The organism is Paenibacillus sp. ACRRY (genome assembly GCF_022346995.1).
Lineage (GTDB): Bacteria > Bacillota > Bacilli > Paenibacillales > Paenibacillaceae > Paenibacillus.
The window spans coordinates 48,713-60,790 of record NZ_JAKRNM010000015.1 but is presented as its reverse complement, the minus strand read 5'-3'; the positions used below and the strand labels follow the sequence as shown (position 1 = coordinate 60,790).

Annotated in this window: 10 protein-coding genes; 9 read left to right on the top strand and 1 reads right to left on the bottom strand. The window is 47.6% G+C overall.

Features of this window, described 5'->3' with window-relative positions; translation table 11 throughout:
- The first annotated feature begins 64 nt into the window (after nucleotides 1–64).
- From MH144_RS27970 to MH144_RS27945, 6 genes are all read left to right on the top strand, one after another.
- Complete coding sequence (locus MH144_RS27970) at nucleotides 65–1,384, top strand: MFS transporter (protein ID WP_239305504.1); 1,320 nt, start codon at nucleotides 65–67, stop codon at nucleotides 1,382–1,384.
- A gap of 215 nt (nucleotides 1,385–1,599) precedes the next feature.
- Complete coding sequence (locus MH144_RS27965; protein WP_239305503.1) at nucleotides 1,600–2,997, top strand: hypothetical protein; 1,398 nt, start codon at nucleotides 1,600–1,602, stop codon at nucleotides 2,995–2,997.
- Nucleotides 2,998–3,030: 33 nt separating this feature from the next.
- Nucleotides 3,031–4,437 (top strand): hypothetical protein, encoded by a 1,407-nt coding sequence (locus MH144_RS27960; RefSeq protein ID WP_239305501.1) that lies wholly within the window; start codon nucleotides 3,031–3,033, stop codon nucleotides 4,435–4,437.
- A gap of 193 nt (nucleotides 4,438–4,630) precedes the next feature.
- A complete protein-coding gene (locus MH144_RS27955) occupies nucleotides 4,631–5,362 on the top strand; it encodes an ABC transporter ATP-binding protein (RefSeq protein WP_239305500.1) in 732 nt (243 codons plus the stop codon).
- Nucleotides 5,363–5,381: 19 nt separating this feature from the next.
- The gene (locus MH144_RS27950) at nucleotides 5,382–6,632 is read left to right on the top strand and encodes an ABC transporter permease (RefSeq protein ID WP_239305499.1); all 1,251 of its coding nucleotides are present in this window, start codon (nucleotides 5,382–5,384) and stop codon (nucleotides 6,630–6,632) included.
- 91 nt (nucleotides 6,633–6,723) lie between these two features.
- The gene (locus MH144_RS27945) at nucleotides 6,724–7,107 is read left to right on the top strand and encodes a hypothetical protein (RefSeq protein WP_239305498.1); all 384 of its coding nucleotides are present in this window, start codon (nucleotides 6,724–6,726) and stop codon (nucleotides 7,105–7,107) included.
- A gap of 78 nt (nucleotides 7,108–7,185) precedes the next feature.
- On the opposite strand, the gene MH144_RS27940 is transcribed toward MH144_RS27945, so the two are convergent.
- Nucleotides 7,186–8,460, bottom strand: a complete 1,275-nt coding sequence (locus MH144_RS27940) for a BaiN/RdsA family NAD(P)/FAD-dependent oxidoreductase (protein WP_239305497.1) — start codon at nucleotides 8,458–8,460, stop codon at nucleotides 7,186–7,188.
- 299 nt (nucleotides 8,461–8,759) lie between these two features.
- On the opposite strand from MH144_RS27940, the gene MH144_RS27935 reads away from it, so the two are divergent.
- From MH144_RS27935 to nadE, 3 genes are all read left to right on the top strand, one after another.
- The gene (locus tag MH144_RS27935) at nucleotides 8,760–10,457 is read left to right on the top strand and encodes a two-component system sensor histidine kinase NtrB (RefSeq protein ID WP_239305496.1); all 1,698 of its coding nucleotides are present in this window, start codon (nucleotides 8,760–8,762) and stop codon (nucleotides 10,455–10,457) included.
- 222 nt (nucleotides 10,458–10,679) lie between these two features.
- A complete protein-coding gene (locus tag MH144_RS27930) occupies nucleotides 10,680–11,114 on the top strand; it encodes a BrxA/BrxB family bacilliredoxin (RefSeq protein ID WP_239305495.1) in 435 nt (144 codons plus the stop codon).
- A 138-nt stretch (nucleotides 11,115–11,252) separates the two neighbouring features.
- Nucleotides 11,253–12,062, top strand: coding sequence for an ammonia-dependent NAD(+) synthetase (gene nadE, locus MH144_RS27925; protein WP_239305494.1), 810 nt, complete (start codon nucleotides 11,253–11,255; stop codon nucleotides 12,060–12,062).
- The last annotated feature ends 16 nt before the right edge of the window (nucleotides 12,063–12,078 follow it).

Here is a 12,078-nt window from a genome sequence, read left to right as displayed (position 1 = left end):
AATAAGTTCCAGTTTATATAATTAAATCCATATCAACATTCCGGCAAGTGGAGGAGAAGCGAAAATGGAAATGACAATGAAGGGACAACGCGGACTGAAGCATAACCGTCCGTTTGTAACACTGATGGTGGCACAGGCCATCTCCAATCTGGGCGACTGGCTGCATCTGTTGGCGATCTTGACGTTAGTAGGAATACGTTGGAATGCTACGCCGTGGGAAATTACGTTTACTACACTTTGTGCGGCATTACCGGTGCTGATTACAGGCCCGTTTGCAGGTGCGCTGGCGGACCGGATGAATCGGAAATGGTTGATGATTGCAGCGGACGGTGCACGAGTAGTCATTGTTGCGGGGTTCATTTTTGCCGATCAGATCTGGCATGTATACATATTGCTTATTCTCAAATCGTTATTCGACGTTGTATTTTCACCCGCCAAGAACGGGAAGTTGAAGGAATTTGTGGCGCATGGTCAGCTGGCTCAAGCGGTTTCCATCAGCTCGGTGATCGAACAGATGTCCAAAATTATAGGTCCTGCGCTTGGTGGGCTGCTCGTGGCGGCCTTTGGGATTACCTGGTGTTTTATTCTGGATTCAGCCTCATTTCTTATTTCGGGTATTATTTTGCTGTGGATTCCGGGCAAGCGGGTGATCCAATCCACAAGACAGTCCGTACAACAAAGTATGGAAGAAGGAAAAGGGGACATTTCAGCCCAAGAGAAAGGTGCTTTCTTGAAGGATACGCTGGAAGGCGTTCGTATGCTCGCTTCACTTCCACAGGTAGGGTCTTCTCTCATTCTGCTGGCATCCGCCATTCTGTTCCTGCAATTTGCAGATTCCCAGACCGTTGTTTTGTTCAGACAGCTGCCCGGAATTTCGAGTGACCTGCTGGGGTGGTGCGTTGGTGCCAGTGGCGTTGGAACGTTAATTGCAGCCATGAGTGTGAGGAAGTGGAAAAGGGCAGGACATGTGCTGAAAATGGGGCTTGGAACATCGATAACGGGGCTTGTCATTGGTGCAGCAGGGGTTGTTGTCGGCGTGTGGCCGCATGCTGGTCTGGGTGCCAACCTGCTGCTGATATCGATGTTTGCCCTGGCAGGAATCGGAATTGGGTTCGCCGTGGTGCCTTTTCAGATACTGCTGCAGGAACGGACTCCGGAAGCCATGACCGGGCGTGTATTTGGTACGGTAGGGAGTGTCATGACAGCAAGCAACATTATGGGTCCCGTTGTAGGGGGATTTCTGGTCACGTCGTTTGGCGTTATCCCGGCCTTTATATGTTCTGGCATTTTAATGACACTCCTGGGATTGGTATATGTAATGAAACGTAGATCGAAACAGATGGATGTAACTTTGGCGAGTGAGACTATAGCTGTAAGTGAATAGCATCTTTTGGTCAGTACTTAATTGATATTAAATATTTATGGTAAATAAATCACAGGTATTTTAATAAAATTTAAACATTTTAAATTAAAAACGTTTGGGTAAACGGTTTCAAGTTTAATGAAAATCAGGCAGAAATCCCCAAATTACTACTAAACCTAGGGGAAACTCATATGCCTTGTCCCACTAACGCAGCAGCGGAAAGGGGGTGAAGCAGCTTGAATGTAAAGTTAACAAGATCCGTTCTTTTATTTGGAAGCGTACCCCTGGCCATACTCGGTTGGATGCTGATATTGGGTCTGGGATCTACACATGTCTATGCAGAGGATCAGACATCATCAGATAAACAGTCTATTGGATTATCATTGGATTTGTTCTCCAGAGATGCAGATGACAGGTTAAACCTGACGCCTTCCGTATCGGTATCTACGCCTATTTTGGATATCGAGGTTCCTTCCATCAAAGCAAGTGAGTCCACTGGCAAGCTCAGTGTATCAGAGCTGAAGGTGGACACGCCGCTTGGGTCGGCAGAAACTTCCGAGATCGGTATTGATGCCAAACAGGGAAAGGTTGAATTGCCTTCTATACAAGCGGATACATCTGTACTAAAAGCGAGTGTATCCGGCAGTGAGTTGGATCTGAATGCGGGAACGGCTTCCTTACCTGGTGTTGCCACAGAGGTACCGGAGGTCATTAAGGCAGAGACGTCTGCTGTAGAAGCAGACCTTCGGCAGGGAAAGGTTGAACTGCCTTCCGTGAAGGTGGATGTGCCGGAAGTGACTTCCGTTGATGTCTCTTCAACCCATGTGGATCTGACTCAAGGTAAAGTTCAGCTTCCTTCAGTTAAGGCTAATGTCCCTGCCCTGGATGTGTCCGCTGAGACTAATCCCGAAAAGGGAGCGTTGGATATTCCGACATTGAAACCTGAGGAGCCAAGTGTTGCGCCGGAGCAACCTGTTTCAACACCGGAAAAACCTTCGGTTGCAGCTAGTCGAAACGTTGAAGATTGGACTAAGGAAGCGATGCCATCCATAGATTCGGATTCTTCACAAGATAATGAAAGGCGGAACACCACACAGATCACAGGGCATGTAGTTCAAGATACAACCATATCAACAGAGCATCCAGAACAACCTGTGGTTCAGCAGGCTACGCCTGTAGAGAAATCTAAAGTTGAGCCAAACTCCGATGTTACAGTTGTCCTGACGGAGGATGAGCCAATCGTGGTCAATCAGCTATCTTTTGCAGCTTTAGTCACTAATCAGGTTCAGGATCGGAATCACCTTGATGTGATTGAACGGAAGAATACTTCCGATAATCTGTCTCCGTTACAGCCAAGTGCAGAACGATCTGGAGTATGGCCTGTGATGGAAAGTTCAACTTTTCCTGGAGTAGCGAATGCTTCTGCAAGTGGAGGTTCAAGTGTTACTGGTCTAACTGGCGGCGGGTCAACTGCTCCAGCAGCAGCACTTCCTGGAACAATGAATGGACTGGATGGTCCTGATTCCGGTTTTACTTTCAAAAGGGAGCCTGTGGATGGTTTCAGTCAATGGTCACAAGCTCCGCCGGGGCAGCCACCGCAATATACCTCTTTCTCTCAAACACAATGGCGTTAATTCAACCAAAATGGAGAAGGAGTGTATATTATCATGAAAAAAGTGAATCGTTGGGTAAAATTGTCGGTGTTGTCGGGTACGTTGGTCGCTGGAATGCTGGGAGCTTCCCAATTCACATACGCGGATAGTTATAACAGTAATGACGGCAGTAAAAATTTGGACTTAAATGCAGGTTTGCATCTGGAGCTCGGATCCCTTCTGTCAGGAGAACGTGACGTGAGTTACGGAAACGACAGCCGTAAAGAAGGGTCTTCCAATGCATCGGGTGCGCTGAACCTGGATCTGGGTTTAAATGCCGGCTTATCTTCAGAAAATACAAACCGTTACAATGATGATTCTTCCGATAAAACTGCCGAACGTAGCAGTTCAGGCAACCTGGACCTTGGACTTAATGCCAATGTGTCGGGAGAAGGTACAACGATGAGCGATTATTCACGAAGCGGTAACGATCAGAACAGTAGCAGCCACACAAGCGAAAGCGGTGGAGCGCTTGATCTCGATCTCGGTCTCGGTCTGGATGCCAATGGTGCTGGTGAGCGCTTCAGAACAACTCAAACTGGAAGTAACAGCAGCGAAGAGGACTGTGATCTTAATGAGGACAGCAGCTACACGAGTGAAAAAGGTGGAGCGCTGGATCTGGGTCTTGGTCTGGACGCCAATGTTGCAGGAGAGAGCACAAAAGCGACTCAATCTGAAAGCAACACTAGTGTGAAAGACGAAGACGTAAACGAGAACAGCAGCTACACGAGTGAAAAAGGTGGAGCGCTGGATCTGGGTCTTGGTCTGGACGCCAATGTTACAGGAGAGAGTACAACAGCGACTCAATCTGAAAGCAACACTAGTGTGAAAGACGAAGACCGTAACGAGAACAGCAGCTACACGAGCGAAAAAGGTGGAGCGCTGGATCTGGGTCTTGGTCCGGACACCAATGTTGCAGGAGAGAGCACAACAGTGACTCAATCTGAAAGCAACACTAGTGTGAAAGACGAAGACGTAAACGAGAACAGCAGCTACACGAGTGAAAAAGGTGGAGCGCTGGATCTGGGTCTTGGTCTGGACACCAATGTTACAGGAGAGAGCACAGCAGTGACTCAAACCGAAAGCAGCACTAGTGAAAAGGACTGTGATCTTAATGAGGACAACATCTCCACAAGCGAAAGTGCTGGAATGCTGGATCTGGGTTTGAACACTAATGCTGCAGGTGAGAGTACAACTGTGGCTCAATCTGAAACAAATTCTAACGAAAATGTATGTGACCGTTATGAAAGTAACTACACAAGCGATAAAGGTGGAGCATTGGACTTGGTTTTGAACACGGCTGCAGCAGGAGAGAGCACTACATCGACTCAAACCGAAAGCAACGACAACGAGAATGACAACGATCATAACCAGAGTGTATCCACAAGTGAAACCACATCGGTGGTGGGTTGTAAACGGTAATATGAGATTTCCACTGGATAATCATGAAAAAGCAGGGGCTCCGGAACCCCTGCTTTTTTTGTGTGTTTAAAGGTTTTTACATTTTCACCTCTAATTCATTAAAGATGCTCAAAATGATCAAAAACATTGCTAATAACTTCATTACAATAATGTAAAACACACTAGACAAGTAATTAAACGGGGAGTGAAGGGCATGAAGGTCGAAATTGGGGAGGCAGCATTGAAGCAGTCCATACTGGACGTACATATAGCAGAGGCAGGATATGAAGCAGGCAAGTCGACGATACAAAACATCCAAATCCAGGTGTATCCAGGTGAACTGGTGGGCATCATTGGCCCCAATGGTGCAGGCAAAAGCACGACCATCAAAACGATGCTTGGCTTGCTGGAGTACGCCGAGTTTGAGATTGCAATTGGAGGAAAGGGCAGATATGCCTACATTCCGGAGCAGCCTGTCTTTTATGAATATATGACTCTCTGGGAGCATCTTGACCTTGCGGCAGCTGCATACGAAATGGAGGAAAGGGAATTTGTTGCGAGAGCGGAGGAATTACTGGTTCGTTTCGGCATGGATCATGTACGCGATGATCTTCCCGGCAGTTTTTCCAAAGGCATGCGTCAGAAAATGATGCTGATGATCGGCTTCCTGGCCTCACCTGATGTATATATTGTAGATGAGCCTTTTATTGGACTGGATCCACGCGCAACGAAGGATTTCCTGCAATTGCTTGATGAGGAACGCCGCCGCGGGGCAGGGGTGTTAATGTCCACGCATGTCCTTGATACAGCGGAACGGATCTGTGACCGGTTTGTACTGATAGCAGCAGGCAGATCGGCAGCTGAAGGCACGCTGGATGAGATTCGCGCTATTGCCGGGCAGCCAGAATTATCCTTATTCGACTGCTTTGATATATTGACATCCTAGTCAGGGAGGTGAAAGAGGGATGGGAAACTCCGAGCGATATACACCAATTCGTTTATATAAACGCAGACGTCGAGAGCATTTCAATGGACAGTTAAAAAATCTGAAATTGGTAGTGGACTGGACGGTATGGTTGTATCTGCTGGTGCCAGGGCTGCTCTATCTGATCGGGTGGTATTCAAGCCTATGGACCAAACCGCTACCAACATGGGCGACTGAACTATCTGTGCCTGTCCTGACAGGGCTGATTGATATCGTTATGCTTTCAGGCGGTGTACTGATCTTTGTGGAAGAAGCTGACATGCTGTTTCTCAAATCGAGACCATTATGGATGCGGACCTTAATGAGGCAAGGGCTTTTGCGGGCCTGCTTGCTGCATTTGGGCAAAATGATTGTGGTTACAGCCTTGACCGCACCCTTATGGTCTCGTGTTTATGGCATGTCATTTACATCTATCGCGCTCCTTGCACTCTGGTTTGGAATAGTTGCCTCCATTCAGACGATTGCTCTGCACATCATTAAGGTGCGATATACCGGATGGAGACGCTGGACACAGCTCATCTCTGCCGCGATTGCCATGGGATTCTTTACGATCCGTACAACGTCATGGATGGATGGAGAGATCTGGAGACAGCTTGTTGGAATCTTTGTCGGAATCCTTTTTGTTATTACTTTGGTGCAAATGAGGCTGTTGATGAAGGGGACATTCGAGGGGGATGTACGGGAAGATTTACGAGGTCGATTGAAACTAACAGCGCTTATGTTAAGTCAGTCTGTGTCCAAGCCGAAGGTTCCACGTACAAAAACAGTCATTTTTCGCAAAAGGCGCAGGATTCTGCGCAATCGTTCCATGTCCAACCGGACAGCCGAAACGGCTTTCAAAGCTTTTTTTCGAGACTCGTCCACGATGAAACTGTATTTGCAGCTGGGTACTCTCTCAACAGCAGCAGTCATGCTTCCACCTTTTCCCGTTAATGTCATCGTGTGCTGTTTGCTTGTCATTATGCTGACCCTGCTGTTTTATCGCTCGTGGGATGTCTTCGCGACTTCAGACTATGTGCAGCTCCTATCCTATGACCCGGCTGCTCTGCACCGTGCAGGATTGACGATGGTTCGGATGCTTTTTATCCCGCTGGGCCTTATCATGGGTCTGGCTTTGGGAATAACCTGGCTTGGCTGGCTGTTAAGTGTCATTGTTGCGGCAGGTGTCGTCGTCTTCGGACTCTTTTGCCTTTCCGTAGGGGGATGGATTCGATTGACCCGTTCAAGCTAAAGTATTTCCTTCCGAGTAGAAGTCGCATATCGCCTTCCATTAGTGACCATGCTATAGGAGAGTTCAACTGTAGCGAGGAGGAAAAGAACGAATGATGGACGATAGTGAACTTCAGGTACATTTCTCTGACAATTCAGCATTGCTTGCGGCAGAGGCCACGCTGAAGGAGCTTGGATATAAGCCTTATCAATCGGGGCCGCTGGAATTGTACATTCCTACCGATCGCCAGGATATACAGTCCGCGGTGGAGATTGTGCAGTCACACGGAGGAAGCACCACATTCCTGTCTGAAACAGACGGGTTTGATCAATTTCAGAATATATCCATTCCGGCTCATATCGTGAATGAGGATTGGCAAGAAGGTTATGCAAATGGAAATCAGGACGGTGGGCTTCAACAAGGATTGCATAACCGGGACGATGATCCAACCTTTGACGATTCAGTGGATGGATTCTCCGGCAGTGTAAAAGCATAATCAGATGAATAGTCAAAAAAACCTCGGGTCCCACAGCATGTGGGAACTTCGAGGTTTTCCTGTTTTTGGAATATTTATTTATCCTATACTACTGGCGTTTTTGTACTCTGCGGCATGCATACCAGCCGTGTATCCGGTAGAGAATGCAGCGGTAATATTATACCCTCCAGTGTAGCCGTGAATGTCCAAGACTTCACCGCAAAAGAATAGACCTGGCAATAGCTTGGATTCCATTGTTTTTGGGTATATTTCCTTTAAGTGCACACCTCCACCAGTGACGAAGGCTTCCTTAAGAGAACGTGTGCCATCCACGCGGAAGGTAAAAGATTTCATTAGCCCGCATAATGTGCTGAGCATGCCTTTCGGGAAGTGGTGGAACGTCAGGTCTTCACTAATCTCGGCACGTTTCATCAGTAATGGAATCATGCGTTCAGGTACCCAAGTTTTCAGAATATTCTTAACCGCCTTGCGTGACTCTTGCTCCAGGACCTGCTGAACCTGTCTTTCCAGCGCCGCTGGAGTCAGATCAGGGAACAAATCAATGCTCATCACGACCTGAGGGTTGCCGGATTTCATTTGTACCTTCCGAATGAACTGACTGCAGCGGAGGGCGATCGGACCAGATACACCAAAATGCGTGAAGATCATGTCACCGCGATGCGAAATCACAGTCTTATCTTTGGCATCCAGCACAGATAACCCTACATCCCGCAAAGACAACCCCTGAAGTTCTCTGGATTGGATCCAGCTCTCACCGGAAACAATGGGTACCTCTGTCGGGTAAAGTTCCGTAATTGTATGTCCGGCTGATTCAGCCCAAGGATAACCATCCCCGGTTGAACCGGTTTGAGGTACGGATTTGCCTCCGGTTGCTACAATGACTGCATGAGCTTTAACAGTTTTCCCCGAGGCAAGTTTGACGCCCTGAACGTGCTGCCCATCATGAAACAGCTGCTTGACAGGCTCTTTGGTACGAATCTCCACACCCAGGGAAACCACCTTGCCCACCAGAGCATCGACCACCGTTTTGGCCTTGTCTGTAACAGGAAACATTCTTCCATTGTCTTCTTCCTTCAGGGCAATACCCAGGTTTTCAAAGAAACGCATAATCCCCTGATTGTCCAGATTTTGAAATGAACTATATAAGAAACGCCCGTTACCGGGAATATGCCTGATCAGTTCATCTGTCTCTTTGGCATTGGTCACATTGCAGCGACCGCCTCCGGAGATTCCGAGCTTGCGGCCCAGTTGATCTCCCTTATCCAGCAGAAGCACAGACGCTCCATGCTCGGCAGCAGCAACACAGGCCATTAAGCCTGCGGAACCGCCACCAATTACAATGACATCGTACATAATTTATTTCCCTCTTTTTCCATGGATTTTATCTACTTTATTAATATTTATTGAACACTGGTAAGAAATTGAATAAACCATATATAGATTCCAGAGATTGCCGTTTTCTATATATGGTACACTTGGACGTTAAAAATCGAATTGTGAAGGATTATAGGACAAATGGTACACATTTTTGACCATTTATGATGAAAGCAACTGTTCTATTATGCGGTCTCAAGGGATATATTGTAATATACTGTCGCCTATGTTTTAATCAGAAATACATGAGGGAATGTGCGGGCGAGGAGGGAGATGGCATGGTGGTTGCGTTAAAGGACATTCTTTTACAGGTGCTGCTTGCAGGTTCTGCAGTATTCCTGATTCCCTTTTTTTATCTGGGACTTCCCAAACAAGTTCAGGCCAAGACAGATCGTAGTGGAATGATGTTGAACAGCCTGGCAGTGACAAGTGCGGCCAGCATGCTGCTCTGTTTGCTATTTGCCCATTATGCGAGTCCCGCGGCCCTCCCCATTTCATTGGGTGTGGTACCTCTTACCATCAGCATATTATACTGCCGGCCTGCGATAGGCCTCACGCTTACCCTTCTCCATGTAATCGTTTATTTTCTTATTGGACATCCCTATAACTTGTACGAGTTTCTCCTTCAAACAGGTATTCTTCTCTATCCTATTGTATGGTTGACGGCCAGACGATTCAAGCACTATACGCGTTTACGCAAAATGACGATGGTCAGCTCGTTGATCGCAGCGGGATTGATCGTATCCACCCTGCTGAGCATTCCTTTGATGGATGGCAATTCTACGTTCTCCCTAGCTCAAGGCATGGGCATCATGCTGGGGTACATCATTGGTGCTGTTCTTGCAGGCAGCTTTAGTATGCTCTGGATTGAGCATATGCATCATCATCAGGGGCTTGAACAACATCTGTCCGAGGTTCATCATCAATACATATCCGAAACGGAAAAACTTCACCAAATACTGAACGCAGTTCCATTATCCATCGCTACCGTGGACCCGGATGGAACGGTACAGTTCGTCAATGATACCATGGAACAAACAGCAAGAAATCAACTGCCCTGTACGACCACTTCCAATTTGATTGGTCTCCCGGCCAGCCAATTTGTCGAACAGGGGCAGGCTGACAGATTGGAGAACAGTATACGCAAGGCGGTTGTGCATGGGGAAATCAACGGCATGACCGTGCGTTACGGCTCCTATGTGTTCCAATCGCGGACCGTGCCGATCTATTCCCTTTCACCTGAAAGGTCAAGAGAGGTCACGGGAGCCATGCTCATTATTCAGGACATTACTGAGCTGGAAATGCTGCGAAGCGAGCTGGACAATGTGGATCGTCTCAGTCTGGTGGGGCAGATGGCTGCCAGCATAACTCATGAAGTGCGGAATCCGATGGCGGTTGTACGCGGTTTCCTTCAATTAATGCAAGAGAAGAGTCCCGAATCGCTGGATCATTACTATCAGATTGTACTGGAGGAGCTGGACCGGGCAAACAGCATCATCAATGACTTTCTCTCCCTAGCCCAGAACCGAATCTCAGAAAAGGAAGAGTCCCAGCTGCATGACATTATTCATGAATTGAGCCCGTTGTTATGGGCAGATGCCAATCTGCGTGGACAGAGTATCGAACTCATGCTTGACCATAATGTGCCGAAGCTGCACCTGAATACGAAAGAAATCAAGCAGGTAGTGCTCAATCTGGCTCGCAACGGTATGGAAGCCATGACAGAGAAAGGGGTTCTGACGCTCGAAACGCGGATGGTAGATGACAAGGTTGAGCTATGTGTACATGATACAGGTGCAGGCATAGCACAACCGAAGCAAGAGAAGCTGTTTGAACCTTTTTATACGACCAAAGCCAAAGGGACCGGACTTGGTTTATCCATGTGCCGAAGCATTGTGGAACGACATAACGGAACGATTACGGTGCAGTCGCAGGAAGGCGAGGGCACAACCTTCAAGGTTTCGTTTCAACGATAAAAGCCCAGCATATTTTGGCAGAGAATAAGACATAATACTATGAAAGAAGCCTTACCGCAGGCGGAGTCTGATCCTTGCTTTCATTGCTTGGGGATGTATAATAGGGATAGCACATCATTAAAATCCATGTTTTGTATGGTGGAGCATAGATGATTGTGGAATTCCGAGGCAATTACATGTTCCCCGAAATAATAGAACAACCATTTATAAGGAGTGAAACGAATGTCGATGTCATTTGATCAATACATGAAAGATATGGTTCAACCGATGCGGGATGAGCTGACTCGCCTGGGTATTCAGGAATTGCGTACCCCTGAGGAAGTTGAAGCTAGTCTGCCAGATTCCAAAGGTACAGCACTTGTCGTGATTAACTCGGTGTGCGGATGTGCCGCAGGCCAGTGTCGTCCGGGTGTATCTCAAGCCCTTCAGCACGATATTACACCAGATCACCTGTATACGGTATTTGCCGGACAGGACAAAGAAGCTACAGCAAAAGCGCGTGAGTACTTTGCACCGTATCCTCCATCTTCACCTTCCATCGCTCTGATGAAAGACGGTGAACTTGTTCACTTTATCGAGCGTCACCAAGTGGAAGACCGTTCTGCGGAGGAAATTGCGGCTGATCTCACGAATGCATTTGACCGTTACTGCCGTTAATTAGCTCTAGGAGCGCCCCGCCCTTCGGATGACCGATGCCGGGGCGTTTCATTTTGAGCAAATAAGGTTATTGAACCATTCGGACCTTTCAAGTTGGACATCAAATTTCATTTATGTAGAAACGGGGTGTGTTGAACGATGAGTTTGCAACAACAGATCATCGCTGAGTTGAAGGTTAAGCCAAGCATTAATGAAGAAGAGGAAGTCCGCAAACGCGTTGACTTTCTGAAATCCTATGTGAAAAATTCCGGTACGAAGGGATTGCTTATTGCCATCAGTGGCGGAATTGATAGTGCAGTCGCTGCAGCGCTGTGCAAAAAGGCGACAGATGAGCTCTCAGCCGAGAACAACCAGGAGTACAAAACACTGGGAGTGTTCCAGCCATACGGTGAGCAATCCGATATTGATCACAGCTATGCGGTTGCGAAGGCATTTGACCTGAAACATGTGGTGGAAACCAATATTGAAGATGCGGTCAATGAGATTGCGCTTGAAGTGGAGCAAGGCTTCAAATCCATGGGCAGCCCGCGTCATATGACTCCACAGGGCAAAGGGAATGTGAAGGCAAGAACCCGCATGGTCATGCAATATGCACTTTCATTTGAAGAAAACCTGCTGGTGGTAGGTACGGATCATGCTTCCGAAGCTATCACTGGTTTCTATACGAAGTGGGGCGATGGGGCGGTTGACATCACACCGCTGAGCAGCCTGAACAAACGCCAGGTTCGTCAGCTAGCTGCATATCTTGGTGTGCCGAGCGAAATTCTGGACAAGGCTCCTTCAGCAGGGCTTTGGGAAGGTCAGACCGATGAACAGGAACTGGGCATTTCCTATGAGGATAACAGCGACTACCTGGAAGGCAAACAGATTGATCCTGCTGCACAGGAGCGTCTTGAGGCATTCTATACTCGCACTCACCATAAACGCAATGCCATCCCAGGCATCTAAAGTGTTGGTGTGAAGT

Coding starts and splice junctions, on each gene's coding strand:
- MH144_RS27940 (WP_239305497.1), bottom strand. CDS start 8,460: ATGTACGATGTCATTGTAATTGGTGGCGGTTCCGCAGGCTTAATGGCC.
- MH144_RS27935 (WP_239305496.1), top strand. CDS start 8,760: ATGGTGGTTGCGTTAAAGGACATTCTTTTACAGGTGCTGCTTGCAGGT.
- MH144_RS27970 (WP_239305504.1), top strand. CDS start 65: ATGGAAATGACAATGAAGGGACAACGCGGACTGAAGCATAACCGTCCG.
- nadE (WP_239305494.1), top strand. CDS start 11,253: ATGAGTTTGCAACAACAGATCATCGCTGAGTTGAAGGTTAAGCCAAGC.
- MH144_RS27950 (WP_239305499.1), top strand. CDS start 5,382: ATGGGAAACTCCGAGCGATATACACCAATTCGTTTATATAAACGCAGA.
- MH144_RS27945 (WP_239305498.1), top strand. CDS start 6,724: ATGATGGACGATAGTGAACTTCAGGTACATTTCTCTGACAATTCAGCA.
- MH144_RS27930 (WP_239305495.1), top strand. CDS start 10,680: ATGTCGATGTCATTTGATCAATACATGAAAGATATGGTTCAACCGATG.
- MH144_RS27955 (WP_239305500.1), top strand. CDS start 4,631: ATGAAGGTCGAAATTGGGGAGGCAGCATTGAAGCAGTCCATACTGGAC.
- MH144_RS27960 (WP_239305501.1), top strand. CDS start 3,031: ATGAAAAAAGTGAATCGTTGGGTAAAATTGTCGGTGTTGTCGGGTACG.